Source organism: Streptomyces sp. NPDC048419 (assembly GCF_043200415.1).
GTDB lineage: Bacteria > Actinomycetota > Actinomycetes > Streptomycetales > Streptomycetaceae > Streptomyces.
Genome location: NZ_JBICXT010000008.1, coordinates 13285 through 39604 on the forward strand (window position 1 = coordinate 13285; position 26320 = coordinate 39604).

The following is a 26320-nucleotide window of genomic DNA, read 5'->3' on the forward strand; positions in this document are numbered from 1 at the left end:
AGTTCAGTCTGCGGCCAGCAGGTGCGCGGGGGCGATCTGCGAGAGTCTCCGGATGGGCACCGTCAGCGCGGCGCTGACCAGTGCGGTGGCGGCCAGGGTGGCCAGCAGCGCGGCGCCGGTGATGGCGACGAGATGTCCGTGCAGGACGCCCTGCCCGAGCACCACGACCGCCACCAGGCCGGCCACGGCACCCGCCAGTCCGCCCAGCAGGGCCAGGCCGATCCCCTCGTAGAGGGTCAGCAGCGCGAGTTCGCGGTTGGTCCAGCCGGTCGCGCGCAGTACCGCGAGGTCGGCTGCGCGTTCGCGCTGCGAGAGCACGAGTACGTCGACGGCTCCCGCGGCGCCCAGCGCCAGGGACAGGGCGACGCTGAGGTAGTCGGCGGTCCGTGCTTGTGCCACGACGGCGTTGCCGAGCAACGACCCGGCCACCTCGCCCTGGAAGGCCAGCGTCAGGGCGAGGAGCACCGTGAAGGCGGCCACTCCGAGGGCAAGGCCCGCCGCGCCGAGCACGGTGCGGCCGCGTACCCGCAGGAGGTTGAGCACGGCCAGCCCGGCCACCGAGCGCACCGGACGGGCCCGGCGGGCCGCCGTCACCGGGGGCCGGACAGCCTGCATGGGTCCCAGCCGGGTGGCGAGCCAGGCCGGGATCAGGCCTGCGGCCACGGCCAGCAGGAGTGCCACCGGCAGCACCAGGAGCGATCTGGCGCCGGCGTCCGGCTGGCCCAGCAGCCTGCCGAGGCCGTACGCGAGCAGCGCCCCCACGGCTCCTGCCGCGAGTCCGATCGCGGCCAGTTCACCGAGGACCAGTCGGAGCACTTCCGTACCGCTCCAGCCCACGCAGCGCAGCGTGCCGATCTCCGTGCGGCGGGAGCGCACCGAGGCCAGCGCCGCCTGGCCGAGGAACAGCGCACAGACCACGAGGACCAGTGTGAAGAGGATGGCGCTCTTGGTGTCGACCGCCTTCAGGATCCGCAGCGCCACGCCTTTGTCCACCCAGCGCTCCGTCACCTTCGCCGTGGCGCTGAGCGCGACCTTCTGGGGTCTTGGCGAGCTGCCTACGGTCACGTCGACCTGAAGCTTGGGAAAGGCCGCACGGATCTTGCCGGCCACCGCGTTCACCCGCGCGCGGGAGGCGGCGTCGACGCCGGTGACGCCGGCCACCCGGAGCCTGATCGCGCTGACCGGAGCCGCGTCCTGGAGGCCCGGGGTCCGGCGGCTCTTGATGAGCGCGGTGACGGAGTCCATCGTCGTGAGCATGGTGGGAGGTGGGGTGAGGTAACCGCCCAGGTTGCGGTCGGGTTGGAGCGGCCTGCTATTCAGTGTCGTACGGGTGGTCTTGTCCGCGCCGGTGACCTGAGGTGGCTGATAGGTCTCCAACGGGGCCTCGGACAGCGGCGAGAAGCCGGGCAGTCTGCCCGTGTCGTAGCGTCCGACGACGTGGATGATCGGGTTCGGCAGGCGGCCGTAGTCCTGGTTCTCGCACACGCCCAGGCCGCTGCAGAAGGTGGAGGGGTGACTGATCACCTTCCGGTACTGCGGGCCCGTGTTCTCCTCGGGGACGTCCGCCACCGGTTGCCGGTTCAGGTTGGTCACCCACAGGCCGGATTTCTGCGGCGGTTGCGGCTGTACGGCGAGGTCGCCGCCGGAGGTCCGACGGTAGGTCACCGGGCCGACCGTCCAGTAGTTGGTGGCGTCGACCCCGTACGTGGGCACCGCCTTCCGGTAACCCTGGCTCAGGTCGACGCCGACATGGCCCACGGGTGTGCCGTGCAGGTGCTTCACGAAACTGCTGGCGGCCGGATTGCCCAGCCGTGCGGGCAGCTTGGCCGGGTCCCCGGTGTCGAGTTGTTCAACGGTGGCGCTGATCTTCCCGGCGGTCAGTGGGCGGCTGCTGAGCACCACCGGTACGAATGTCTCCTTCTGGCCGTCGGGATTCTTCGAGGGCGGCACCGTGCGCGGCTTGTCCTGTTCGGTGAGCATGCGGCCCGAGGTGACGGTGCGGCCCAGGCCCACCAACCGGTCCTCGGCCCTCGGGTCGACGGCGGACAGCAGGACCGGGTAGGCGACCGGGATGTCGACGGTGGCCTTGCCCTGTCCCGTCTGGCAGTTCAGCCGCGAGTGCAGGTCGGGGTCGAACGCGGACTTGTCGCTGAGGTCCTCGCCGATGATGCTCTCCATCATCGGCAGTTCGAGGTTCCACCTGGTCCTCTCGGTCTTGTCCCCGTTGTAGTAGAAGCACACGTTGTACTTCCCGTTCATCACGTACTGCCGCGTGCTCTTGTCGATCGCGCCCTTCTCCAGGGTGTCGGACTCGAACACGCCGTGCGCCTTCCCCGAGGTGAGGGGGCTGCGGGTGAGGTAGACGTACTGATCGGCGGCACGATAGGTGCCCAGGCCCGCGGTGAGCTTCGGGACGATCCGCAGGATCTGCCGGGACGCCCCGCTGTCGAGGAACCGGGACACGTCGACGGAGACCGTGTTGTAGACCATCAGATAGCCGATGTTGGCGACGGGCGCCGCCACCTCGACGCCGCTCATGCGCTGGATGCGCCGGTACTGCTCCATGGTGATGCCGCCGAACGTGCCGGACAGGAAGTTCGGCGCGACCAGACCGCTCTGCCGTTCCACGTCCGTCTGCGAGTTGGGCGGCCGCACCAGGACGTCGTAGGCGGAGCGGGCGTTCTTCCGTACGGTGCCCACCGTGGTCGCCTGGCTCGTGTGCACGGTCGAGGTCAGCAGGGTGAAACTGGTCGCCGCCACCAGGATCCCGGCGGCCAGCGCCATCGCGCGTCCGCGTCGACGCCGGAGCTGCCCGATGATCATCGCAATCACGGGCGCAGGCCCCCCAGCCGGTCGAGTACGTCACCGGACGCGGTGATCCGCCTGTCCGAGGTGATCCTGCCGTCCTGCAGGCGCACCACGCGGTCGCCGTTCGCGGCGACTTCCGGGTCGTGGGTGGCGACGAGCATCGTCATCCCGTAGCGCTCACGCAGCGACATCAGCAGGTCCATGATGTCCCGGCCGATGACGCTGTCCAGGTTGCCGGTCGGCTCGTCGGCCAGCAGCAGTCCCGGCCGGTTGATCAACGCCCTTGCCACGGCGACGCGTTGCTGCTGACCGCCCGACAACTCCGAGGGCAGAGCGTCGGCCCGCCCGCCCAGGCCTACCGCCTCCAGCAGTTCCATGCCGCGCTCGCGGCGGTCGAAGTCGACCTTACGAGGGAGCACGGGCGCCAGCACGTTGTCCAACACGGTGAGCGCGGGCAGGAGATGAAAGCGCTGGAAGACGAACCCGATGCGCCGCCGGTGGGCGTCCAGGTCCCGAGGCAGCAGCTTCTTGCCCTCGATCTCGACGCTGCCTTCGTCCGGCTTGTCCATCCCACCGGTCACGTGCAGCACCGTGGACTTGCCGGCCCCGGACGGCCCGGTCAGCATCACCGCCTCCCCGGCCGCGACCTCCAGGTCGACTTCGTCCAGGGCGATCAGCCCGGGGTAGCGCCGGCTCACCCCTCGCAACGCCACGCTCACAGCCATCGAAGCAGCCCCCACTCCCCTGCATTGCCGCAATGCAAACGGTACATTGTCACAATGCAGGAGGGAGGTCCATGCCACTTCAACATGCCGTGCTCGCGCTCCTGAAGCAGCGACCGAGCCACGGCTACGAGCTCAAGGCCCAGTTCGAGGAGACCATCGGGCCACAGTGGGGTGGCCTCAACATCGGCCACCTCTACCAGATCCTCGAACGCCTCGTCCGGGACGGATACGTCACGCGTTCACAAGTCGCGCAGACCGACCGGCCCGACAAGAACCTGTACACGCTGACTCCTGCCGGCGAGGCCGAGATGCACGCCTGGGCGACCACGGCCTGGATCCGCACCGGCGGCTTCCGCGACGAGGTCTTCCTGAAACTCCTCGGAGCCGCCGCCCTGGGCACGCAAGCGCTGGCCGCTCTCATCGACACCCAGCGGCAGACGTATCTTTCGGAGCTCGCGGGCCTCGCCCAGCAGCGCAGGGCGCACGCCGCCGAACCACTGGTGGCCCTCCTGATCGACGCCGCCGTCGCGCACACCAAGGCCGACCTCGCGCTACTGGACAGCGCCGAGCGGCACTTGAGCACGATGGCCGCGGAACGGGGTGTACAGAAGCCGCGCGCGTCGGCAGCGGAGCGACGCCGAAGCGCCATGGGCGGAGCCGGCGGTGAACCCGGCCGGAAGACAGGACCCTGGTCGGACTCCGCGTAGGCAGTGTTCGCCACGACCACGGTCGTCACCCCCCGTTGGACACCGCGTGAACCGATGTGTGCCGGGTAGGAAACGGGGGCTCGGAACGACGGGGCAGGTCGAGGCGGACGAACTGGGAAGGGACGACTGGGCCATGACCATGGAACAGGCTGCCGAAGGTCCGGTGGATGCCGTCGTCGAGTACGCCGGCCGCGTCCTGCTGGTGAAGGCAGGGGACGACTGGGAGCTCCCCTCGGGCGATCCAGAACGCGCCGAATCGGCGTCGGCCACTGCGGCCCGCGTGATGTACGAGCTCACCGGCTACCTCGTCGACGGCACGACGCTTCTGACACCGGATGGGACAGCCGCGGCACACGCACGCCCGGCCGTGGTGTGCCAACTCCTGAGCGAGACCCCCTCGGACGACGCGCGGCTCGGCCCGGACGAGCTCCACTGGGCGCCTATCGCAGAAGCCGTCGACGCCGGGGTCCCGGAATCCGTGCGCGTCTACCTGGAGGGCCACACGCCCGTGTAGCGGTTTGCAACTCCGGCTCGGCAGCCGCCCTTCGCAGACCTGCGGCTCGTGATCGACGCACTCTTGCAATGGTCACGGACTGCTGCGAGGAGCGCCGCCGCCTTCAGCTCCGACCCAGCGGTGATAGGCGTCCACGTCGACGTTGCTGCCGCACACGATGGTGACGACGTGCCGGCCGGAGAAGCGCTCACGGTCTTCGAGGAGCGCCGCGATACCGAGCGCGGCCGACGGTTCGACCACGAGGCCGGCGCGATGGAGGAGCATCCTCATGCCCGCGACGATCGACGACTCCTGCACCAGAATCGTATCGTCGGCGACCAGGAGGAGATCGTCCAGGACGGCCGGGATGGGGCGCCGCCCGGCGACGCCGTCAGCGATGGTGTTGGCGAACTCGGTCACCACGACACGTCGTTCGCGCCACGAATACGTCATCGCCGGCGCGCCCAGCGGCTGGACGCAGATCACTTCGACCTCGGGCGCCAGGGCCTTCAGGACATGCCCCACACCGGTGGCCAGCGCCCCGCCGCCGAGGGCGATCAGGACGGTGTCGAACGACGGCAGGGCGTCCGCCAGTTCCAGGCCGATCGTCGCCGCACCCTCACAGGTCTCGATGTCCAGGCTGTCCTCGACCAATCGGATGCCGTCGTGCCGCGCGATGGCCGCCGCCCGCTCGCGGGCCGGCTCGTGGTCGCCGTCGACCAGTTCCAGCGTGGCGCCCAGCGCACGGATGCGATCGAGTTTTGCCGCCGTCGCATGGCGGGATGCCACGACGGTGACGTCGATCCCCCGGCCGCGACCGGACCAGGCGAGAGCCTGGCCGAGGTTGCCCGCGCTGGCACATACGACGGCTCGCGAGCCGTTGTCGGCGAGCAGGCTCGCGACCACCTCGGTGCCGCGGGCCTTGAAGCTGCGGACCGGGTTCGCCGTTTCGAGCTTGATGCTCACCGCGCACCCGAGGTCGGCCTCCAGGGCATCGCACCGGTACAGCGGAGTGTCCAGGAACATCGGGTCGATCACCTGGCGAGCCGCCCGGATCCGAGCACTGTCGAGGCGCGTCTCCTGCATGACAGAGCAGCGTAGCTTCACCCGCACTGCTCCACGCCCTGCGGGCAGTTCGGTGCCGGTCCGCCTCAGCGGCCCCGCCATGGGCGGATGGCGGGGCCCGCCTCCGGCCTCAGAACCGTCCGCCGGTCATACGCGTGATCGGGCCGAGTGTACGGCGCCCCGCCCGGCGACCCGCCAGGTACGACGTCGCACCCAGCGCCGACACACCGGCGCCCACGCCGGCGACGAGGAGCTTTCGATTGGCGAGCAACGTCCATGCCGTCTTGGCCATGGCCGCGGCCTGACCCGAGGCGGCGACGACGGCCTCGCGGCCGGCTTGCACACGCTCGGCCGCGCCGTGCACGACCGCGGTGGTCGTCTCCGCCGCACGCCCGGCCGAGTCCACGGCCGCTGACGCCACGTCATCGGACTTCTCAGCTGCCTTGTTCGCCGCCTGTGATGCGGGAGCCGTCGCCTTCGCCGTGGCCCGCCGGGCCTTGGAAGACGCGCTCCGCTTGGATGCAGAATCTTGGTTCGTGCCGTTGTTCGATTGACTCATGAACTTCGCGTTGCCGCTCGCGTCCACGCCAAACACGTTCGGCGAGAAACACGGGCCACGACCAAGGGTCGGAACCGTAAAAAGACCGTCCACTGTCCGGCCGGCGGCTCGGGAGTGCCGTAGGCGTCCTGCCAGGACACGACCCGATTGCGCAGCACGCCCAGCTTCTCGATCTCGGCCTCGACCACGTCGCCGGGCTTGAGGTAGTTGGCGAACGGGTCCGCGGTACCGGCGGCGACGCCCGCGATCGTGCCGGTCGCATGTCCAGGTCGTGCGGGTCGCCGACCTCGTCGGCGGTGACGATGCACGGGCCGATCGGGCAGAAGGCGCCGATGGCCTTGGAGAAGGAGAAGACGCCGGACTCCATCTCCTTGCGCTGGATGTCGCGCGCGGTGATGTCGTTGAAGACCAGGTATATCCGGCGATGTGCTCGGCGGACTCATCGCCGGTGAAGAACTTGCCGGGCCTGCCGATGACCACCGCGAGTTCCAGCTCGTAGTCCATCTCCCGGGTCAGGTTCGCCGGGTACACGATGTCGTCCTCGGGGCCGACGATCGCGTCGACGTTCTGGAAGAACACGATGCCCTTGTTGACCGGGTGGGACCAGTCGACGCGCTCCAGATCCTCGTGGTGCTCCCGGAAGTTGCCGGCCGTGTGGAAGAACTTCTTCGGCACGATCGGCGCGCGCAGCCGCACGCCGGCCAGGGGGTACGTCCGCCCCGTCTCGGAGACCTGGCCCGCACGCTCGAAGAAGTGCCGGGTGGTCGGGACGTCGAGTCCGGCCACTGCGTCGCCGTCCAGACGGCCCACGAGTCCGGCGTCCGGGCCCGCGTCGAACGTCACCAGTCTCATCGAGTCCTCCGTAGCTCCGTGGCCACCTCGCCTGTCGACAGTCAGCCTGCAGGGTCGTACGGGACCGGGACACCGCCCACTTGGACAAACCGGCCCGCGATGCCACGAAGCCGCGTCCATGTCCGGGCAGGTGCCCTGCGCGGGCGGCGGCCGCACCCTTGTATGGAGTCTCGCACCGCCCAACGACCGCCCTGCCGAACGGAGTTCACATGACCATCACGTCCCGGCGATTCGCCGGCAAGACCGTGCTCGTGACCGGCGCGGGCACCGGATTCGGCGCCGAAATCGCGGTGCGCGCCGCGCAGGAGGGTGCCGACGTCGCCGTGCACTACCGCAGCTCCCGCGCGGGCGCCGACGCGACCGCCGAGCGCGTCACCGCCCTCGGCCGCAAGGCCTTCGTGATCCAGGCCGACATCGCCGAGCACGAGCAGATCAAGCGCATGGCCGACGAGACGTGGAGCCACTTCGGCCGGCTCGACGTCGCGATCAACAACGTCGGCGACGTGGCCCGGGAGCAGATGTCCTGGCGGGATATCACGGAGGAGTCCATCGACCATGTGCTGGCGGTCGACGTGAAGGGCACGCTGCTGTGCACGCACGAGTTCGGCGCGCGGATGCTGGAGCAGGAGGGCGGCGGCTCCATCGTCAACATCGGCTCCACCGTGGTGGCCCGGGGCAGTGCGCGAGCGCCGCAGTACGCCGCCGCCAAGTACGGGATCATCGGCCTCACCAAGTCCTACGCCCACGCCTTCGCCCCGGCGGTGCGCGTGAACGTCTTCGCACCCGGGTTCATCGAGACGCCGGCCACGCTGGGCCGTGAGGACTGGCAGAGCGGGCGCGGCGACCAGTTGCGCGAGATGACGCCCATGGGCCGCATCCCGGGCCCGGAGGAACTGGCCGGCGCCGCCCTGTTCCTGGCCACCGAGGACGCCCACCACATCACGGGCGGGTTCCTGATCGCGGACGGCGGCTACAACATGATCGGTGCTTGAGGCTGCACCTGGCACGCCCGACCCGGGACGGTGTGGCGAGCAATCCGAACTAGGCCGCCTGCCCCAGGTGTTCGCTGAAGAAGTCCGCGAGCGACTCGACGGCGGGGTCCACGTACTGCTTCTTGTCGTAGAGGTCGACATGGCTCGCGCCTTCGATCCAGCGGAGCTGCTTGGGCCCGGTGGCCCGCTGGAACGCCTCGACGCTCATCCAGGAGGTGACGGCACGGGTGCCCACGAGCATGAGCAGGGGCCGAGGCCCGATCAGCGGTACGGCGGCGAAGGCGTCGAAGGTCGCCATTCTGTCGACGCTGCTCCAGGTGAACGAGCTTGCCGCGCGGGGGTGTTGGGCGCGCGGTGTGCGGTAGTAGTCGAACCCTTCGACGGCGTGCTCGCCGCCGAGCGCGCGGGTCTGCTCGGCGGTGTCGGGGAAGAGAGTGAGCACCGGCGGCTCCTCCCCGCGGGCCTCTGCCGTGCGTGCCTGGGCCGCGGCGTCCAGCAAGGTCTGGAACACGGCCGGGTCCTGCGTGCCGTCGGCGCCGAGGCGGAACTGGCGCGCGATGTCCACGGCACTGACCGTACCGACGGCCTTGATGCGGTGGTCGCTCGCGGTGGCGGGGAGTACGTAGCCGCCGGACGCGCAGATGCCGAGTGCTCCGATGCGCTCGGCGTCGACCTCGCTGCGAGTGGTCAGCAGGGAGACCGCGGCCTTGAGGTCTTCGACGCGCTGGGCGGGATCCTCCAGGCCGCGCGGCAGGCCGCCGCTCTCGCCCTGGTAGGCCGCGTCGAAGGCCAGCGCCACGAAGCCGCGTTCCGCCAGGCGCTGCGCGTACAGTCCGGCGGTCTGCTCCTTGACGCTCGTACCGGGGTGGCCGACGACGACGGCCGGGTGGGGGCCGTCGGACGGCCCGTCGGGGAGGTAGAGGTGGCCGGCGAGGGAGATGCCTGCGCTGTCGAAGGTGACGTCGGTCCTGCTCATGTGCTGCTCCCGCATGTGCTCCATCGGTCGGGCCGCACCGATGCGGTGGGCCTCGGGCCCGGCACGGTGCCGGGCTGTTCTCCACGTTCGCCCAGGTCCCAGGCGGGCAGAAGCAGCACGTTTTTGCCTGGGAAGGAATCTGCCCCCTCACCACGCCGGGTTCGAGGAGACATCCGAAGCGACAATGGACCGCATGACTCCCGCACCTGATCGCAACGAGCTGGCCGCCTTCCTCAAGGCGCGCCGGGCCCAGCTGGACCCGGCCGAGGTCGGCCTGCCCGACCCGGGTACGCGCCGCAAGGTGGCGGGTCTGCGCCGTGAGGAGGTCGCTCAGCTCGCGGCGATCAGCGTCGACTACTACACACGGCTGGAGCAGGGCCGCGTACGGGCATCCGCGTCGGTGCTCGCCACCCTCGCGCGTGCGCTGCGCCTGGATGAGGACCAGCAGCGGTACCTGTACGAGCTCGCCGGCAAGACCGACGCCCGGCCACGTCGACGGCGGTCCGCGCAGCGCGTACGCCCCGCCATGAAGCGCCTGCTCGACCAGCTGACGCAGACCCCGGCGCTCGTTCTGGGCAAGCGCATGGACGTCCTGGAGTGGAACTCCGCGGCCGCGGCCCTGTACATCGACTTCTCGCAGCTGCCGGCGGACCGGCGCAACTACGTGAGCCTGCTGTTCACGGACCCGGTGATGCGAGGTATGCACCAGCAGTGGGAGCACGACGCCCGCGATGCCGTCGCCGCGCTGCGCATGGAGGCAGCCGCCGATCCCGACGACCCCGAGCTCGCCCGCCTCGTCGGTGAACTGTCCGTCCAGGACGCCGACTTCCGCACCTGGTGGGCCGAACACCGCGTCAACACCGCGAGCTACGGCACCAAGCACTACCGGCATCGACTGGTCGGCGACCTCACACTCGACTGCGACACCTGGGCCAGCCCTGACGGCTCGGGCCAGCGCCTGATGGTCCTGACCGCGGAGCCCGGCAGCCCGTCGCACGACGCTCTGAGCATCCTCACTTCCTGGACGGCCGAGCAGGCGAAGCCGAGCATGCCGGAGGGGACGTGATCCACCACCCGTACGGCGCCTGCTCTCACTTCAACCCCGTATGCGCCAGCCCCTCCACGAACTGCCTCTGGGCGAAGACGAAGACCGCGACCACCGGTAGCGCCGTCAGGGACGCCGCGGCCAGTTGGACGTTCCACATGGGGCCGCCGTAGGCGTCGACGTACTGGGTGAGGGACTGTGGGAGGGTGAACATGTCCGGGGTGGAGAGGTAGACGATCGGTTCCAGGTAGAGGTTCCAGCTGTGCAGGAAGGTGAAGATGGCGACCGCGGACAGCGCGGGGCGGGCCAGGGGCAGGGCGATCCGCCAATAGATGGCGAAGCGGCCCAGGCCGTCCATGCGCGCGGCCTCCTCCAGCTCGTGGGGCAGGGCGATGAAGAACTGCCGCATGATGAAGGTCGCCAGGACGCTCGGTGCGCCGAGGACGGGGACCAGGATCAGTGGCCAGTGGGTGTCGATCATCCCCCAGTCGTGGAACATCTGGAACAGCGGGACGATGGTGACCTCGCTGGGGATCAGCAGCCCGGTCAGCACCACGAGGAACAGGACGTTCTGCCCGGGGAAGCGGATACGGGCGAAGGCGTACCCGGCCAGCGACGAGACCGCGAGCGTGCCCAGGGTCACCACGATGGCGATGTACATGCTGTTGAAGTACTGCCGGCCGAACGGCTGGATCTCGAACACCTTGTGGTACGCGTCGAGTTGGGGGTTGCCGGGGAACAGCTTCGGCGGGAAGGCGAAGATGTCACCGGCCGGCTTCAGCGAGGACGTCGCCATCCACCAGGTGGGGAAGACGAACGGCACGCACAGCACGATCAGGACGCCGTAGAGCAGCAGCTTGGCGCGGGTGGACAGCTTATGACTCATGGAACACCCACTTCTTGCGCATCTGCCACTGGATGACGGTCAGCACGAGCACGATCAGGAACAACAGGACCGAGAGCGTCGCCCCGTAGCCGAAGTGGTGGAAGTTGAAGGCCTGTTGGTAGAGGTAGTAGACGAGCACGGTGGTGGATCCGGACGGACCGCCCTGGGTGAGGACCGCGATCTGCGCGAAGACCTGAAGCGAGCCGACGACCGTGATGATCGAGGCCAGCAGGATGGTGGGACTGATCAGCGGCACCGTGATGCGCCAGAACTGCCGCCACCGTCCGGCGCCGTCCACGGTCGCCGCCTCGTACAGCTCGCGCGGCACTCCCTGGAGGGCGGCCAGGAACAGCACCATGTTCAGGCCGACGTTCTTGAAGCACTGCACGACGATCGCCGAAAGCATCGAAGTACCCTCGCTGCGCAGCCAGTTGGGCCCGCTGACCCCGATCACGTCCAGGCCGGCGTTGATGCCGCCGTTCTTCTGGAGGAGGAAGCCCCACACGATGGTCCAGGCGACGAGCGAGACGACGACCGGTGAGAAGAACAGGGTGCGGAAGACGACGCTGCCGCGCAGCCTCTGGTTGAGCAGCACGGCCAGCGCCAGCGCGAGGGAGAGGTTGAGGACCACCAGGCCGACGGAGAAGTAGGCGGTGGCCCGCAGCACGCCCGGCAGCTTCGGGTCGTCGAGCAGCTTGCGGTAGTTGTCGGTGCCCACCGAGTGGAAGGTGCCGGCCAGCACGTTCCACTCGTGGAAGCTGTACCAGACGACCAGGCCCAGAGGGATCAGGACGAAGACGACGGTGCCGATCAACTGCGGGGCGATGAACAGGTAGCCGGCCAGCTGGTCCCGGCGCCGGGAGGTCCAGAAGGGCTTTCCGGTACGGGTGTTGTCGCCAGGCGGGCCGGGGGCCTTGGTGCGGGGACGTTCGAGTGTCTTCATGGCGCCGTCACTGCTCCAGCTGCGGCTTGATGGAGTTGCAGACCCCGTCAGCACCTTCTGTACGTCCGCGTTCGGCTTCCACAGCGCGTCGAGGCCGGAGCGTACGGCGGCGTAGATCTCGGCCTGGCCGATGTGGACGGGCTTGACCTTGCCGTTCTTGATGCCGTCGATGACGACGTCGGCCAGTTGCTTCTCGCTGAGCTTGGCGTTGCTCTTGGCGAGCGTGGCGGCGTTCAGCTGAGAGGTGCGGGCCTGCGGGAAGTAGGCGCCGAGCTTCGCGGAGTTCTCCTTGTTGGTCATGAACGCCTGGAAGTCGGCTGCGGCGTCGGCGTGCTTGCTCTTGGCGAGCACCGCGATCCCGGCCTGGCCGATCACGGCGTACTTGCCCTTGGGCCCTTGGGGCAGCGGCACGAAGTCCCACTTGAACCTGTCGGTGAGGAGGGAGGCGCGGCTCATCTGCGTGACGGTCATGGCGGATTCACCGGCGAAGAAGTCGGCGGTGGTGCCGGGCGCGAGCATCGCCTCGTCGTCGAAGATCGCCTTGTGCAGGCTGGTCATCGCCGCGACCATCTCGGGCTTGTCGAAGCCGCAGGTCTTGCCGTCGGCGGACCAGGCCTGGGCGCCCCAACCGTCCCAGTAGGTCGCGAGGTTGTCCCATGCCTTGTAGTCGAAGTCGCGGATGACCATGCCGGTCTTGCCGGTCCTGGTGTGGACGGCGGCGCCCATCTTGTCGACCTCGTCCCAGTTCCACCTGCCCTGCTTGATCAGTTCGGTGGGGCTCGGCTGACCGGCCTTCTTCAGCATGTCCAGGTTGACGAAGACGCCGAAGGGCGAGGTGGAGAAGGGGTAGGCGTAGAGCTTGCCGTCCTGCTGCCAGATCTTCTTGGCGGCGGGCAGTACGTCGGGGTCGTCCTTGACCTCCTTCAGGGCGCCCGAGGAGACGAAGTCCAGGGCGGAGTTCTCGAATATCCACGCCAGGTCGGGGGCCTTGCCGCCGGCCATCTGGGTGGTGAGGGTCTCGGTGTAGTTCTCGACCGGGAGGACGTCGAACTTGATCGACTTCACCTCGGGGTGGGTCTTGCGGTACGCGCCGGCGATGCCGTTGAGGAGCTTGAGATGCTCCGGGGCTCCGGACCAGACCGTCATACGGAGACTCACGGGCCCGCCGTCGGAGTCACCGCTGTCGCCGCCACCGCAGGCGGTGAGGGCGAGGAGTCCGGTGGCGGCCAGGGCGGTCAACTTCGTTGTGCGCTGCTGTCGTTGGGACTTCATGCCGGTGTCTCTCCTGGTCAGTAGCCACTGATGTCGGGCCAGCGCAGCTCGACGCCGTGGGCGCGGAGCAGGTGCTGGAAGGTCTCGAGCCGGTCGGGGGTGTTGCGTACGGCGCGGGGGGTGAGCTTGTGTTCGACGCAGTGGGCCGCGAGCAGTCCGGCGACCTCGCCGATGTTCCACTCGACGGGGTGCAGGCGGTAGCAGCCGTTGGTGATGTGGGTGGTGCCGAGGTTCTTGCCGGCGGGCAGCAGGTTCTCCATCCGCGTCGGTATCAGCGCGCCGAGGGGTACCTCGAACGGGCTGGAGGGGACGTCGATGTAGGTGTCGCCGCCGGTGGAGGGGTGCAGGTCGAGGCGGTACATGCCGATGCCGGCCGAGTCGGGGTAGTTCACCGCGCCCTTGCCCCCGCGTATGTCGAGGGAGAGATCCTGCTCGACGACGGTGTACTCGGCGCGGATACGGCGGGATTCGCGGATGTAGGGCGCCTGGGCCAGGCCGTCCGCTCCCCCGGTGATGTCGCCGCGCAGCCGCAGCCCGGGGAAGCCGGTGCCGCCGTCGGCGCGCGGGGCCTCGGTCTGCATCCAGTACAGGAGGGAGTACGACAGTTCCTTGGCGCCGGCCAGATGTGCCTCGGCCTCCGGGACGTCGATGACCGGGCCTTCCCAGTAGTCGATCATCGGCCAGTTGACGAGGGTGATGTCGCTGGCGTACGCGCCGGGGACGAAGTTGTCGCGGGCGGCGATGCGGCGGAAGGTCCAGAGGTTCATGTCGCCGCCGCCGACCCTCTGGTCGGCGACGACGTCGGCGGGGTCGTCGCCGGGGTTGGGGGTGAAGCCGCGTTCGACGACTTCCAGGGTGCGCGGGTGCGGGGCTGACCAGGACAGCAGCGGGGCGCCCCAGAACGAGGGGCGGTAGGAGCGCCAGAAGTCGTAGGAGGCGGGGCGGTCGATGGTGTGGTCGCCGTCGATGTGGTCGAGGGCGAAACAGTAGGAGACGGCCTGCATGTTCAGCGGCTGGGCGGACTCCGGGGCGGAGGGCTCGCCGGTGTCGCTCTGCGCCTCGAATCCGGTGACGTATTCCGTGCCGGTGAGCGGGAGCAGTTCGCCGGTCTCGGTGGCGTCGAGTACGTAGGCGGCGGTGGCGGTGAGCTGCTCGCCGCTGTCCCGGTGGGCGAGGGTCACTGCGGTCACCCGGTCGCCGTCGGTGGCCGCGGCGACGGGTCGGTAGGGCTGCAGGACGGTGAGCCGGCCGCTGCCTCGGTAGGGGGCGAGCATCGCGTCGATCACGGCGACACCCACGCGCGGTTCGTGGCACAGGCGGCTCACCCAGCCCGCGCCGGGGTTGAGCTCACGTCGGGCGCGGGCCCTGGATGTGAGGGGGTAGTGACGCCGGTAGTAGTCGCGGATCCCGTCGCGCAGCGCCCGGTAGGAGGCGGTGGCGCCGAACTGCTCGATCCAGGTGTGCTCGTCCGGTGGCACCGCCTGGCTGGTGAGCTGACCACCCAGCCAGTCGTACTCCTCCGTGAGGATCACGCTCCGGCCGGCGCGCAGCGCACCGAGCGCTGCCGCGACACCGCCGATGCCACCACCGACCACGAGGACGTCCGCGTGCATGGGTCTCCTTGCTCAACGGGGGGTTGTTCAAAGGGGGTTGGTCGAGGGGGCCGGTCGAAGGGGACTTGGTCGAGGGGGCCGGTCGAAGGGGGTTGGTCGAGGGGGCCGGTCGAAGGGGGTTGGTCGAAGGGGGTTGGTCGAGGAGGGCCGGTCGAAGGGGGTTGGTCGAGGAGGGCCGGTCGAAGGGGGTTGGCCGAGGAGGGCCGGTCGAAGGGGGTTGGCCGAGGAGGGACGGTCGAAGGGGGTCGGCCGAGGAGGGACGGTCGAAGGGGGTCGGCCGAGGAGGGCCGGTCGAAGGGGGTCGGCCGAGGAGGGCCGGTCGAAGGAGGTTGGCCGAGGAGGGCCGGTCGAAGGGGGTCGGCCGAGGAGGGCCGGTCGAAGGGGGTCGGCCGAGGAGGGCCGGTCGAAGGAGGTTGGCCGAGGAGGGACGGTCGAAGGGGACTTGGGCGAAGGGGCGTTGCTCAGAGCGGGCTCGGTTGTTGCGGCTCCCCCGCCCCGGGGCGGGCCCCTCGGACCGCGGCGACCCTCGAACCCCGGCGACCGTCAACCCGCGGCGACCCTCTACCCGCCCGCGCACTCCCGACCGCCCGCGTCCTCCCGACCGCCGCAAGCCGCTCTCCGGCCCCCGAGGGCCTCAGGAGGCCGGCGGCGGGCCGAGGGTCTCCCCGTGCGTCAGCTCGCAGCCGAGCAGTCGCTGGGTGACGGACGTCAGCCCGTGCAGGACGTCGATCAGCAGCTCCACCGCCTGCTGCCCCATCTGCGGCCGGGGGATGTGGAATCCGGTGAAGTCCAGGGACGAGTCGACCGGGATGGTCGGATCGCCCAGGGTGACCATCGACAAGTCGCGCGGCACCGACAGGCCTTGTGCCGCCGCGGCCGCCGCCAGGGCCACCGCCTCGGCCTCCACCTCGACGAACACCGCGGTGACGCCCGCCTCCAGCAGCCGGGCCAGCCGTTCGGCCGGGTCCGGTGTGTCGACCGAGAGGAACGGCGCCTCGGTCCCGGCCGCCCGGTGGAAGCCCGTGAGCCGGTCCGCCGAGGACTCCGCGCCCGTGCCGGGTCCCACGAAGGCGAAACGCCGATGGCCGAAGTCGCGTGCCCGCTCGACGAGTTGGGCGGTCGCGTTCACGTAGTCGGCGCCCACGTACGGCACCGGCCGGCCGTCTGCGTCGTCCCTGCGGCCCACGCAGACGAACGGATAGCCTTCCGCCACCAGTTTGCTGAGCTCGACCGACGGGATCTCGCGTCCGAGCAGGACACAGCCGTCCGCGACCCGCAGCCGGTTGTTCTCGTGGAAGATCCGCCGCTGCCCGTCGCGCACCGGTGCGGAGGTGAACAGCAGCAGATCGCAGCCGCTGCGCTCCGCGCTCTCCTCGATGCCCCGCAGGAACGGGTGGTAGAAGTCGGCGCTGGTGCTGGGGAAGACCGGCTCGTAGGTGAAGACGCCCAGGATCTGGTTGAGCTGCTGGAGCATCCGGCGGGCCAGCGGATCCGCCGCGTACCCGGTCTCCCGGATCACCTGCAGCACCCGGTCCCGGGTCTCGGGAGCGATCCGGGCACCGGCGTCACCGCGGTTGTTGAGCACCAGCGAGACCGTGGTCTGACTGACGCCCGCGAGCCGGGCGATGTCACGCTGGGTGAGCCTTCCGGGTGCCTGACCCATGAGTGATCGCCCCTCATCGATGGCGCTAATACGCATTTCCTACCTCGTGAACGGACCGTAGAGCGCGTGGCGCAGCTCCGTCAAGAGGTTCAGCCGGGGCAACAAATCCCTGTAGTAATTCGCATTAGCACCTTGACGACGGCCCCTGATGAGGCGACTGTGGCCGATCAGTCGACGGACACGCTCCGTCCGGTCACGCACCGTCGGCGGCCATCGCCGCCGCCTTCACTCACAGCTCATGCATTCACCGCTCGGGAGCCGCCTTGTGAAGTACGGAACCTCCTTCTCGCGCCGTGCCCTGCTGACCGCCGCCGGGGCCGCGGGCCTCGCGGCCGCCCTGCCCGCGCCCCGCGCGCTGGCCGCGGGCAGCCTCCCGAACCTCGCGCCCCTGCCCGCCGGCGCACCCCACCGGCGTGACTTCGCCGCCGAGGAACAGCGCTTCGCCCCCTACCTCGTGAGCCTCGCCCCGATGGTCGACGACATCGAGGGCAGCGACTCCTCGACCTTCGGTTTCATGGGCGGTGGATGGTGGCGCACGCCGTCGGCGCCGTACAACGCCCGGGTGCAGGAGCACGTGTACACGCTGGCCTGGTTCCTCACCCACGCCCGCTCCTGGAACCCGTACGCCGGCGACGCGGCGCTGCTGGCAGCCCTGGACGCGGCGCTCGGCCACTATCTGGGCCTCCAGCACAGCGACGGCTCGTGGTCGGAGTACAGCGCAGGTGAGCACTCCCTGCCCGCCACCGGCTTCGCGCTCGGGTACCTCAGCAAGACCCACGTCCTGCTGAAGGAAGCGAACCTGCTGCCGGCCCGGCGCACCCAGATCGCCCAGGCGCTGCACTCCGCGATGACCTGGCTTCTCAACCCGTCCAACGACGGCGTGTGGCAGACCCCGATCCACTACTCGAACCAGGTCACCGCGGGTCTCGCGGGATCGGCCCTGGCGCTCAGGACCAACCCGGACGCGGACCTGAGCGCGCAGCTGGACAGTGCCTTCGCCCGGCTGGCGGGCAACGGGCAGAGCCCGGCCGGCTTCTTCTACGAGAAGGGCGGCATGGACATGAACTACAACTTCGAGGTGATGCTGCCGGAACTGGCGGACGCCTGGCGCCAGTCGGACAACAGCCACCTGGTCGCCATGGCCGGGAAGTACACGGACTGGCTCGGCTACAACCTGCTGCGCGAACCCGACGGCTCCGGCTGGTTCAGCAACGTCGCACCGTCCACGCGGACCAGCACCCTCGTCTACGCCGACACCCGGCCCGACCCCGAACGCACCGCTCTCAACGCCCAGTTCGTCCCCGCGGTGCCGGCGCTGGGAGCGTTCCTGTCCGCACGCGAGGACCTCGCCGCCGCCCGCGCCGCCTGGGCCGCGGACACCTCACCCGTGCAGGGCCTGGTCAAGCAGGACACCTCCCCGCGGATACTCAGCCACTCGATCTACGGCGAGCGGTATCCGACCAGGCAGGCGAAGAGCGCGGCCGTCGCGGCGGTGCGTACTTGGCCTCCGAGAACTTCACCGAGCACCGCACGGACCGCGGCCAGGACTTCCTCTACGTCCGCCGCCCCAACGTGTACCTGGGCGCCTACCTCGGCGCCAGGCCGACCACCCTCGCGCGCACGGGCCTTGCCTTCCTCTGGCACCCGGTGGCGGGCACGCTCATCCAGTCCCTGAACAACAACGACTACGGCCTGTGGTCGACCGTGCTGCCCGGTCAGATACCGGACTCCGACGGTCCCCAGACCGGCCAGTTCTTCGGCGGCAAGCCGTACTCCTTCCGCTTCTCCACCCCCGGCGGATCGGTCGTCACCGACGTGAGGGTCGGCAACGGCCTGGTGGAGCGCTCGGTACGGGCCGCCTCGTCCGCGACCGAGACGATGCCGCTGATCCTCAAGGCGTCCGACCGAGTGATCTTCTCCAACGGCACCACCGTGCCGTGGGGCGGTTCGGCCTCCGCCACCGCGACGGGCATCGACCTGCACCGCGGCCCCGGCGTCGTACACATCCGCTGGGGCGAGCCGCACCCGGCCTCCATCGCGGCGGCCTCCGTCACCTACCTCGGCGGAACCCGGAGGATGCACATCCTGAAGGTCCCGCACTCGGGCACGATCGATGTGAGCATCAGACTCGCCTACTGATGTGACTAGGGTGGGCCCGTGCCCGAGCTGAAGCAACTGGATGCAGACCATGCCCCGGCGGTCCTGGCCTTCGAGGCGGCTAACCGCGCCTACTTCGCCGCTTCCGTCACCGACCGCGGCGACGAGTACTTCGATCAGTTCACCAAGCGGTTCAGTGCCTTGCTGGCCGAGCAGGAGGCCGGCATCTGCGCCTTCTACGTGCTCGTCGACGAGGACGGCTCCGTACTGGGCCGGTTCAACCTGTACGACCTGGCCGACGGAGCCGCCGAACTCGGTTACCGGGTCGCGCAGGATGTCGCCGGTCGCGGCGTGGCGACCGCGACCGTACGGGAGGTGTGCCGGCTGGCGGCGGAACGGCACAAGCTGCACACCCTCAGGGCGGCCACCGCCCATGAAAACACCGCGTCCCAGCGGGTGTTGGTCAAGGCCGGCTTCGTCCCGGTCGGTCCGGCCAAGCCGTCGGACCTCGGCGGTAAGACGGGTACGTGGTATCAGCGCGACCTGGCACCCCGGCACTGAACCGTGATCCGGCTGGGGTGCGCGGCGGGGCACGGCAGAGGTTTTTGCGTGCAAGCAGGTTGACACGCCCGGGGTTGGGGCGGTCGAACGTTCAGCGGACGGTAATGTGTTCGAGGCTTGAACGGTCCATCGTGTCGCCAGTATTGGCGAATGCGATGGGCATGTCGTCCGTCTGAGCCGCCTGCACGCAACCTCTGAAAGTGGAGTTGATGAACGTGTCGACCGGCGGCAGACCGCTGCGGAGTCGGGCCAACTTAGCGGCACTCGTCTGTGCGATCGCCCTGTTGCCCAGCCCGAGTTACGCGGTCCCCAGCAAACCCGACCCACAGGATGACAAATCGATCGAGACCATCCGTGCCGAACTGGACGGCCTCTACCGCGCGGCGGAGGTGGCCACCGAGGCGTACAACACGGCGAACGAGAAGGCGGCCGCACAGGAGAAGCGGCTGACGTCGCTCCGCAAGGACCTGGCCCGCACCGAGGGCCGGGTGAACGATCTGCACGACCTGGCGGGTGCGGCCGCCCGGACGCAGTACCGCGGCGGCAATCTCGCCTCCACGGGCATCCAGTTGCTGCTCGGCGATCACCCCGACCAGGCCCTGGACGAGGCGTCGCAGGCCCGCCAGGCACTGCGGAGCCTGGTCAACGTCTCCGAGACCCAGAAGTCCGTCCGCGCGGAGGTGAGCCGGCAGACCGACGCCGCCTCGAAGAAGCTGCGGGAGCTGAAAAGCACCCGCGCGGACAAGGCGGCGGCTAAGAAGAAGATCGAGGCGAAGATCGCCGAGGCCGAGCAGATCGAGGCCGGGCTCCAGACTCAACAGACCCGCAAACTGGCCCAGTTGGAGAAGCAGGACACGGAGAAGGCCAAGTCCAGGTGGACGGGCCCCGATGCGGGCGGCGGCGGGACGAAGGCGACGGGAGCGGCCGCGAAGGCCGTCGACTTCGCCATGGCCCAGATAGGCAAACCGTATGTGTGGGGCGCCGTTGGCCCCTCGTCGTACGACTGCTCCGGACTCACCTCCACGGCATGGGCGGCGGCCGGGCACCCCATACCCCGCACCTCGCAGGCGCAGTGGCAGGGACTGACCCGGGTCGCTCTGGCGTCAGCGCGGCCGGGGGACCTGATCATCTACTTCGGCGACGCCACGCATGTGGGCATGTACATAGGGGGCGGACAGATCGTCCACGCGCCACGGCCGGGACGAACGGTCACGATCGCGCCGGCCGCGTCCATGCCCATCCTCGGTGTCGTCCGGCCCGGAGCCTGAGCTGATGACCAACTCACTGACACCCCGTGACGGGCAGAACCTGCCCGCGCTCGCCGCACCGCCCCTGATCCGTCTCGACGCGTACGTGGCCGAGGACGGGTCGACGGTGGTCAACGGCCATCTGCTGGACATGGGCGGAGTACGCCAGCCCAACGAGGCGATCCTCGACGCCATCGCCATGTTCGCCCGCACCCTGGGGGCGCCGGTGGCGGCCACCGTCATCGACCGCAGCGTGATGCAGGTGGCACGCCTGCGGGTGTACCCCGACGGCTCGAGCCGCACCATCGCCGACGAGGAGGACCTGCCGCCCGGGCGGGAGCGCACCGCCGCGGAGGAGGCGGCGTTCCCGCCGCTCGCCCGCGTGGAGCGCATCATCCAGCATGCGCAGCGCGAGGAGCTGCATGCCGCGTTCGTCCTCGCCAGCGCGCTGCGGGAGCACCTCACGCTGCGCAGGGGCGCGGAGGACGAGCTGTCGATGGAGGCACGGGCCATCGAGGCGTACCTGGCGTATCTGCGTGGCGACTACATGCTCTCCACCGTCCTCGCTCTGACCGTGGCGCGCATCCGGTGCCGGACCGACCTGGACCGGGCTGCACCCGAGGTGGCCCGCGCCACCGCGGCGTGGCAGCGGCTGCTCGATGATCGCCAGGTGGCCAACCGTGGACAGGAGCTGCTGCACATGTGGGAGCGCCTGTCCGCGGAGGGCCTGCTCCTGGAACCCGCCCACCAGGCCATGGCCCGTGCCGTACGAAGCCGCCTCGACCGGGGCGGCGAGTCCGTGGCGCCCCCGGCCGAGGCGCCGGCTTTGAGCGCGGGCGAGGGGCCGGTCGCCCCCGAGGACAAGCCGCTCAGGCCCACCCGGCGCGGACTGCGGCGTTTCACCCGCCGGTCCGGCCGGTCCGGAGAGTCACCACCCTAGGGGGCTGTCGCCACATGATCCGGGCCGGCGGATCACGGCCTCGCCCATGGCCGGGCACACCTTCTGGCTTTACTCACCCTTTGCACCTACGGTGAAGACGGCGTTTGTGTTATCCAGGAGGTGTGCGGTCCGGGATCTCGGGGCTCGACCGCACGGACTCGGGAATGTCTCTTCGGCGTGCGCCGGAGTCAGCGAGCTGGGTGAGCAGCATGGATCCCACGCCCTCCTCATCGTCTCCTTCCCCGTTCGACATGGTCAGCGGTGCCCTGTCGGACTACATCCCCCGGGGTGGAACCGCGCAGGCAACAGGTCCTGCCGCCGCACGGAGCGAGAGCCGTGCCCGCAGGCCCGCAGGGGACCGCCGGGAGGCCGGAGGGCAGGAACAGATCCTCGGGGTCGTCACTCTCGACGCGGATCTGCGGATCACCAGCTGCAATCTGGATGCCGCCCCCTTCGCGGGGGTGCGTGCCACGCCGGGGGCCGCTTTCGCCGAGCTGCTGCCACCCGGGGACGTACCGACGGTCACCCAGCGTCTGCGCAACGTCCTCGAGACGCGGGAGGCGCACGTCGCCCGGGTTCAGCGCCTGCAGCGGGACGACGGGACCGAGCTGGTGGTCTCCATGAGCATCCTGCCCGCCACAGCGCCTTCGGGAGGCCTGACGGTCTCCCTGATCGCCATGGCCAAAAGGCTGCACCTCTATGCGTCCGCCGCCGCGATCGGGACGTCGCTGGACATCGGCGAGACCGCGCAGTCCCTGGCCCAGTCCCTGCTGGCCTGGGGAGACGTGGCCGCCGTAGACCTCGATTTCGCCGTGTGGACGGGGGAAGCCGTCACCGAGCAGACGCATGAGCGGATCCGGCTGCGGCGGGCGGCCCTGGTGCCGGACCGGGCCTGGCCCGAGGGGTATCTGACGTGCGGGGACAACCTTCCCCGCGAGGCGAGCCGGCTGCTGGTCGGAGCGGTCACGCGCGACGACATGCCGCGTGCCACCGTCATTCCCGACCGTGACGCGATCGAGCGGGTCCTCAGCGATCCGCGGCTGGTGCGCGCTCTCGTGCCCGGCAACCTGCCGGCGACCGTGGCCTGCGTACCGCTCGTCGTGGAAGGACCGGAAGGCGCGCCGGGACCCATCGTGCTCGGCGTGACGGAAGTCTGGCGGCGGCCGGAGCGCCCCTTCCGCGACAGCGAACTGCTCGACCTGCAGGAACTCGTGGCCAAGACCGCCCGTCATGTGGATCTGGCCCGCCAGCATCAGCGTGAGCACGCCCAGGTCCTGGCGTTGCAGCGCCGGCTGCTGCCGCGGGCCGGCAGCGACACCATCGAGGTCGCCAGCGTCTACCTGCCCACCACCCCGGACAGTGCGGGCGTCGGCGGTGACTGGGTGAACAGCTTTCCGCTGCCGGGTGACCGGACCGCGCTGGTGGTCGGCGACGTCGTAGGCCATGGCCTGGGAGCCGCGGCGGCCATGGGCCAGCTCAGCATGGAGGCCCGCGCCCTGCTGTCGGCGGGGCTGGGTCCCGGGGAGGTGCTGGAGCGCCTCGACGAGACGGTGACGCTCCTGGACGACACGGACGCGGGCCTGGCGGCCGGCTACAGCGCGCTCGGTTCGACCTGCTGCATCGCGGTCTACGACCCGGTCGACCACCGGGTCGTGATGTCCAACGCGGGCCACCTGCCCCCGATCCTCGTCCACCCCGACGGGTCCGCCACGACGGTCGCCGCGCAACCGCACCCGGGCCTGGGAGCCGAGTTCGCCGTACGGGAACCCTTCGACGTGCAGGAGTACGCCGCGCCGCCCGGCTCGCTCCTCGCCCTGTACACCGACGGCCTGGTGGAGGATCCGGCGGCCTCCATCGACGACGGCATCGCCCGGCTCAGGCACGAGGTGCGTCGGATCCATCCCTGGGACGATCTGCAGCAGACCGCGCGCCGCGTGGTCGCCGATCTCGCCCCGCAGGGCCGCCTGCGCGACGACGTGACCCTGCTGCTCGCCCGGATGACCGGCCGCCGCAACAGGGACACCGCGACCTGGCATCTGCCCGCCCGCGACGACACCGCCGCCCGCGCCCGCACCCTGGCCTCTGCTCTCCTACGGCAATGGCACGCCGGAGACCAGGCCCACGACAGCGCACTCCTGGTGATCAGCGAACTGGTCACCAACGCCGTCCTGTTCGGCGCCGAGCCCGTGACCGTGCGGCTCGTGAAAGCCGGAGGCCGGCTGACCTGCGAGGTCGGCGACACCGGCAACGGCCGCCCGCGCCTGCACCGCGGTGACGTGCTCGACGACAGCGGGCGTGGCCTGCACGTCATCCACAAACTCACCACGCGCTGGGGTGTGCGCTGGACGAGCACCGGCAAGGCGGTGTGGGCGGAACTGGACGTCCGGCCCGCCGACGGTGGTGACCGCCCCTCAAGGTGAGGCGGACGTCAGAGCCACTCCCCCTCAACGGCCGTGGCCGTCAGACCGGGCGCGGCCGCGTACAGGACTGTGCGGCTGCCTGCCTTCTGGCCGGCGTCGTGCGCGCGCCGCAGGATGTCCAGTACGGCCGCTCCGCCCCGGTTGCCGGTGGTGTAGCTGTCCCGGCTGTAGTCCAGAAGCCCCTTCGGCCACCCGTCGGGCATCGTCTGCTCCATGTACTCCATCACCCGGGTCCCGCCGGGATGGGCAAGCAGCAGATCAGGATGCCACGGGTGCTCGTCGTTCTCGTGGCGCGTGCGCAGCCACTCCCACATCTCGGTGACCGTCTCCTGCACGGCGCGCGGTCCGCGGCGGTCCATCACGAAGTGTGTGCCGTCGGCCCGGGTGTCCAGCCAGTGCAGGTTCGAGGTTCCGGCGAGGGTGTGGTGCCAGGCGGCGTCCAACCGCAGGACCGACTCGGTCCTGGGGCGGCCGGTGATCACCGCGGCGACGGCGGTGTCCGCGAACAGCAGGCGGACGATGAGGGATTCCAGCGTGTCGTCGGTGGGCTGGTAGGTGGTGCTCAACGCCTCCGATATCACTACCAGTACGACCCGGTCGGGGTCCGCCGCGACCAGGTCAGCCGCCAACGCCAGCGATCGGGTCCCGGCGATGCACGCCCATTGGCTGGCCGGCAGCAGCAGTACGTCGCTACGCAGGGGGAGCCGGTTGAGCAGCGACAGGTCCAGTCCCGGCAGGGCCGGAGTGGTGGAGTGACTGGTGATCAGGCAGTCGACGTCGGCGGTCCCCAGACCGGCGATCTCAAGGGCCTCGCGCGCTGCGCGCTCCGCGTACGTCTGCACGGCAGCCCAGGCCGGGGCGGTGCGCTCCTGGATGGTCTGCGGCGCCGGTATCGCCTCCAGTGCGGCGATCGCCCGGTCCACCTCCGCGTCGCCGAACCCGCTACGGGTCAGTGCTTCACGGGCCGGACCGGCGCCCGGAGTTCGCAGTCCGCTCCCGCTGCTGGGCGCGGTGGCCGTCTCCAGCGGCAGCATCCACCCCCGTGACGTGATCCCCGTGCTCGCCGCGATGCCGTCGATGCGCGGCAGCCACGGCACCTCCGGATGCCGGCTTCGCACCTCGGCCAGGATCTCGTCGGTCTTCACAGCATGTTCACCGTGCACTACAGCGGGAGGACACAGATAGGCGTCCACAATCCGCCCCTTTCCCGGCGAACCTTGACGGCCTGAACTGGCCGAAACCTGCCTAAATGGGCAGAGTGGGGTCAAGGCGCCGCTGTAGCACTGTACTTCGCATCTTTCGTCCATTGGTTGAATTCACGATGAAGCCATGAGGGGCACCGGGCCCGGGAGTCGGTACGGACCCGGTGAATCGCCAAGCCCTCGCGGCCGGTTGGGACTCCAGGTCAGCGGCACGTCCCGTCGCAGTCCCAGATCCAGAACTCGCCGCAGCCACCGTCGGAGATGGCGCATCCGCCTCCGATGCAGTCGCTGAAGAGGCACGCGTCCGAGAACGAGCTGCATGCGCAGTCCTGTGCCAGGGTCTCCGACGGTCCGAGCGCGGCCAGCAGTTGTACAGCCTCTTCCATGCCGAATGCGGCGATCGCGGACTCGGTCAGGTCGCTGTGCTGGGGGCGTGCGAGTGGGCGGCGATGGAAGGTCGCCGGGTCGGAGGCGGCGTCGCGGGCCCGCGCGATTACCGTGCTCTGCCTCGGGGTGAGAGGCGTGTGCGCGGCGCGGAAGCGGTCGATGTGCTCCACCCACAGGCGGCTGCGGGCAGCCGGGGGCAGCGCCGCATGCACGGCGCGGCGGTGGGCCAGTGGCAGGGCGGTGACATCGGCGTACGTGGTGGGCAGACGCTTGGCGTTCGCTTCGACCCATGCGTTGGCCGCCACGGCGTCCTGGCCTTCGGCGAACGCGGGCGCACCGCCCTTGAACAAGATGGTCGAGGCGACCGCGAGCCCTCCGGCGACGCGGAGGAACTGCGCGCGGCTGGAGCCCGCGCCGGCTTGTGAGCGGTTCTCCTCTCGCGCCTCCCCCAGCGCCCGCAGGACGCGGACCGTGGCCCGCGGGCCCAGGCGTCGCAGCAGCTGGAGCGTCATCGCCGGGCCCGTCCATGCGCGGACGGACTCACGACGGGATACGGATCGCTTCGCTGCGGCAGCGTCGTCGCCTGTACCGGCGGTCACCTTTGTACCGGTGGTGACCTTCATGAGAGTCGGTGCCCAGGGCGCGTCGGGCCCCAGTGCGCTCGAACGCCAGGCGCGGACATCGGCCCGGCCGAGCGCGACCACTTCCAGCCGTGCTTCACAGGCGTTGAACACGATCGAGGACACGGCACGGCACGTCGAGCACGACGCGTCGAATGCCAGCATCCAGCGGACTTCGGACTCGGGAGAGGCTTGTCCGTCAGTGGTGCGCATCTGTGAAATCTCCGTTCCCCGTGACAGGTTGCGG

21 protein-coding genes and 3 pseudogenes are annotated in these 26320 nt (G+C 70.0%); 10 read left to right on the top strand and 14 right to left on the bottom strand.

All coding sequences use genetic code 11. The annotated features are described in order from the left end of the window. Window positions 1-3: 3 nt before the first annotated feature. Complete coding sequence (locus ACGFYN_RS18425) at window positions 4-2823, bottom strand: FtsX-like permease family protein (protein ID WP_393867121.1); 2820 nt, start codon at window positions 2821-2823, stop codon at window positions 4-6. 5 nt (window positions 2824-2828) lie between these two features. Continuing rightward, a complete protein-coding gene (locus ACGFYN_RS18430) occupies window positions 2829-3533 on the bottom strand; it encodes an ABC transporter ATP-binding protein (RefSeq protein WP_393866865.1) in 705 nt (234 codons plus the stop codon). Window positions 3534-3604: 71 nt separating this feature from the next. Between ACGFYN_RS18430 and ACGFYN_RS18435 the strand changes: the two genes are divergently transcribed. Then, a complete protein-coding gene (locus ACGFYN_RS18435; RefSeq protein ID WP_393866866.1) occupies window positions 3605-4240 on the top strand; it encodes a PadR family transcriptional regulator in 636 nt (211 codons plus the stop codon). A gap of 133 nt (window positions 4241-4373) precedes the next feature. Beyond that, window positions 4374-4754 (top strand): NUDIX hydrolase, encoded by a 381-nt coding sequence (locus tag ACGFYN_RS18440; protein ID WP_393866867.1) that lies wholly within the window; start codon window positions 4374-4376, stop codon window positions 4752-4754. Between the two features lie 72 nt (window positions 4755-4826). Here ACGFYN_RS18440 and ACGFYN_RS18445 read toward each other — a convergent pair whose 3' ends face one another. From ACGFYN_RS18445 to ACGFYN_RS18460, 4 genes and pseudogenes are all read right to left on the bottom strand, one after another. Beyond that, a complete protein-coding gene (locus ACGFYN_RS18445) occupies window positions 4827-5819 on the bottom strand; it encodes a threonine/serine dehydratase (protein WP_393866868.1) in 993 nt (330 codons plus the stop codon). A 109-nt stretch (window positions 5820-5928) separates the two neighbouring features. Then, complete coding sequence (locus ACGFYN_RS18450) at window positions 5929-6357, bottom strand: hypothetical protein (RefSeq protein WP_393867122.1); 429 nt, start codon at window positions 6355-6357, stop codon at window positions 5929-5931. Continuing rightward, window positions 6354-6724, bottom strand: a pseudogene (locus ACGFYN_RS18455) (fumarylacetoacetate hydrolase family protein). The gene ACGFYN_RS18450 and the pseudogene ACGFYN_RS18455 overlap by 4 nt, the downstream one beginning before the upstream one ends. Window positions 6725-6783: 59 nt before the next feature. Continuing rightward, a pseudogene (locus tag ACGFYN_RS18460) lies at window positions 6784-7329 on the bottom strand (fumarylacetoacetate hydrolase family protein); the annotation flags it as partial. Window positions 7330-7418: 89 nt separating this feature from the next. On the opposite strand from ACGFYN_RS18460, the gene ACGFYN_RS18465 reads away from it, so the two are divergent. Next, window positions 7419-8201 carry an SDR family NAD(P)-dependent oxidoreductase gene (locus ACGFYN_RS18465; protein ID WP_393866869.1) on the top strand — a complete coding sequence of 261 codons (783 nt, stop codon included), beginning with the start codon at window positions 7419-7421 and terminating at the stop codon, window positions 8199-8201. A 49-nt stretch (window positions 8202-8250) separates the two neighbouring features. On the opposite strand, the gene ACGFYN_RS18470 is transcribed toward ACGFYN_RS18465, so the two are convergent. Beyond that, window positions 8251-9177, bottom strand: coding sequence for an alpha/beta hydrolase (locus tag ACGFYN_RS18470; protein ID WP_393866870.1), 927 nt, complete (start codon window positions 9175-9177; stop codon window positions 8251-8253). A gap of 193 nt (window positions 9178-9370) precedes the next feature. Between ACGFYN_RS18470 and ACGFYN_RS18475 the strand changes: the two genes are divergently transcribed. After that, window positions 9371-10243, top strand: coding sequence for a helix-turn-helix domain-containing protein (locus ACGFYN_RS18475; protein ID WP_393866871.1), 873 nt, complete (start codon window positions 9371-9373; stop codon window positions 10241-10243). 25 nt (window positions 10244-10268) lie between these two features. On the opposite strand, the gene ACGFYN_RS18480 is transcribed toward ACGFYN_RS18475, so the two are convergent. The 5 genes and pseudogenes from ACGFYN_RS18480 to ACGFYN_RS18500 form a co-directional block, all read right to left on the bottom strand. Next, window positions 10269-11108: a carbohydrate ABC transporter permease gene (locus ACGFYN_RS18480; protein ID WP_393866872.1), complete on the bottom strand. Its 840-nt coding sequence runs from the start codon at window positions 11106-11108 to the stop codon at window positions 10269-10271. Next, window positions 11098-12051, bottom strand: coding sequence for a carbohydrate ABC transporter permease (locus tag ACGFYN_RS18485; protein WP_393866873.1), 954 nt, complete (start codon window positions 12049-12051; stop codon window positions 11098-11100). The genes ACGFYN_RS18480 and ACGFYN_RS18485 overlap by 11 nt, the downstream gene beginning before the upstream one ends. Before the next feature lie 7 nt (window positions 12052-12058). Next, a pseudogene (locus tag ACGFYN_RS18490) lies at window positions 12059-13323 on the bottom strand (extracellular solute-binding protein). A gap of 17 nt (window positions 13324-13340) precedes the next feature. Next, the gene (locus tag ACGFYN_RS18495) at window positions 13341-14936 is read right to left on the bottom strand and encodes an FAD-dependent oxidoreductase (RefSeq protein WP_393866874.1); all 1596 of its coding nucleotides are present in this window, start codon (window positions 14934-14936) and stop codon (window positions 13341-13343) included. Window positions 14937-15570: 634 nt separating this feature from the next. Continuing rightward, a complete protein-coding gene (locus tag ACGFYN_RS18500) occupies window positions 15571-16599 on the bottom strand; it encodes a LacI family DNA-binding transcriptional regulator (protein ID WP_393866875.1) in 1029 nt (342 codons plus the stop codon). A gap of 265 nt (window positions 16600-16864) precedes the next feature. On the opposite strand from ACGFYN_RS18500, the gene ACGFYN_RS18505 reads away from it, so the two are divergent. From ACGFYN_RS18505 to ACGFYN_RS18530, 6 genes are all read left to right on the top strand, one after another. Beyond that, window positions 16865-18274, top strand: coding sequence for a hypothetical protein (locus ACGFYN_RS18505; RefSeq protein WP_393866876.1), 1410 nt, complete (start codon window positions 16865-16867; stop codon window positions 18272-18274). After that, complete coding sequence (locus tag ACGFYN_RS18510) at window positions 18247-18738, top strand: hypothetical protein (protein WP_393866877.1); 492 nt, start codon at window positions 18247-18249, stop codon at window positions 18736-18738. Before ACGFYN_RS18505 ends, ACGFYN_RS18510 begins: the two co-directional genes overlap by 28 nt. Window positions 18739-18756: 18 nt before the next feature. Continuing rightward, the gene (locus tag ACGFYN_RS18515; protein WP_393866878.1) at window positions 18757-19257 is read left to right on the top strand and encodes a GNAT family N-acetyltransferase; all 501 of its coding nucleotides are present in this window, start codon (window positions 18757-18759) and stop codon (window positions 19255-19257) included. A gap of 284 nt (window positions 19258-19541) precedes the next feature. Beyond that, entirely contained in the window at window positions 19542-20525 is a 984-nt protein-coding gene (locus ACGFYN_RS18520; protein ID WP_393866879.1) for an NlpC/P60 family protein, read from the top strand. A gap of 4 nt (window positions 20526-20529) precedes the next feature. Beyond that, entirely contained in the window at window positions 20530-21444 is a 915-nt protein-coding gene (locus ACGFYN_RS18525) for a hypothetical protein (RefSeq protein WP_393866880.1), read from the top strand. A gap of 209 nt (window positions 21445-21653) precedes the next feature. Beyond that, window positions 21654-23864 carry a SpoIIE family protein phosphatase gene (locus ACGFYN_RS18530; protein WP_393866881.1) on the top strand — a complete coding sequence of 737 codons (2211 nt, stop codon included), beginning with the start codon at window positions 21654-21656 and terminating at the stop codon, window positions 23862-23864. An 8-nt stretch (window positions 23865-23872) separates the two neighbouring features. Here the strand turns inward: ACGFYN_RS18530 and ACGFYN_RS18535 are convergent, their stop codons facing one another. Together ACGFYN_RS18535 and ACGFYN_RS18540 are read right to left on the bottom strand one after the other, a co-directional pair. Further along, entirely contained in the window at window positions 23873-25057 is a 1185-nt protein-coding gene (locus ACGFYN_RS18535; RefSeq protein ID WP_393866882.1) for a type III polyketide synthase, read from the bottom strand. A gap of 212 nt (window positions 25058-25269) precedes the next feature. Beyond that, complete coding sequence (locus ACGFYN_RS18540; RefSeq protein WP_393866883.1) at window positions 25270-26286, bottom strand: bacteriocin fulvocin C-related protein; 1017 nt, start codon at window positions 26284-26286, stop codon at window positions 25270-25272. Window positions 26287-26320: the final 34 nt, after the last annotated feature.